Source organism: Streptomyces sp. AC627_RSS907, from assembly GCF_019049165.1.
The window spans coordinates 1-826 of record NZ_JAGMUE010001342.1 but is presented as its reverse complement, the minus strand read 5'-3'; the positions used below and the strand labels follow the sequence as shown (position 1 = coordinate 826).

At 74.1% G+C, this 826-nt stretch carries 1 protein-coding gene; it reads right to left on the bottom strand.

Features of this window, described 5'->3' with window-relative positions; all coding sequences use genetic code 11:
• The coding region (locus tag KUM32_RS41820; protein ID WP_254406813.1) for a condensation domain-containing protein at positions 1–826 on the bottom strand (826 nt) is incomplete at both ends.

Here is an 826-nt window from a genome sequence, read left to right as displayed (position 1 = left end):
CGGCAGCACGTTGCGCACCATGCACGGCACGCGCAGCGACACCGAGCCGAGCCGGCCCATGACGGGCACGCTCAGCACGGCCTCGGGGGCGCCGCTGACCTGCTGGATGTAGCGGGCGGTGATCGCGAGCAGCACGTCCGACCAGGTGACGGAGAGTTCGTCGGCCCGCTGGCGCAGCGTGGTCACCTCGGCCGGCGCCAGGTCGGTGATCTGCCGCCGGAAGGTGCGGGCGGGCAGCGCGGAGTCGTCGGTGAGGCTGGGCACGGGGGGCCGGTCGGCGTACCGCGCCGCCCAGTACGCGCCGTCCTTGTCGCGCCGCGCGGAGTTCTGGTACGCGTGCTCCTCGTCGCGCACGGACTGCAACGTGCCGAAGCCGCTGTCGCCGGTGGGCCGGCCCGCGACCAGCGCGGTGTACACGTCGGCGACGCGGCGGGCGACGAGCGAGAGCCCGAAGCCGTCGAGCGCGATGTGGTGGACGCGGTGGTACCACCAGTACTCTTCCGGCCCGACGCGGAACAGGGCGTGACCGAAGACCGGTTCGCGCTCCAGGTCGACGGGGCGCGCCATGTCGCGGGCCATCCAGGCCAGCGCGGCGGCGCGCGGCGCGGCCTCCGGGGTCAGGTCGGCCACGTGCGGCTGCCAGTCGGTGGCGTCCGCGGTGACCTGCCAGAGCTTGCCGTCCTGGACGGTGAAGCGGACGCCGAGCGCCTCGGTCTCGGCGACCACCTGGCGCAGCGCGGCGACGAAGACCTCGGTGTCGACGGGGCCGGCGACGCACACGTACTCGGCCGTGTTGAACGCGGGGCTGTCCAGGTCGAGTTGCTGA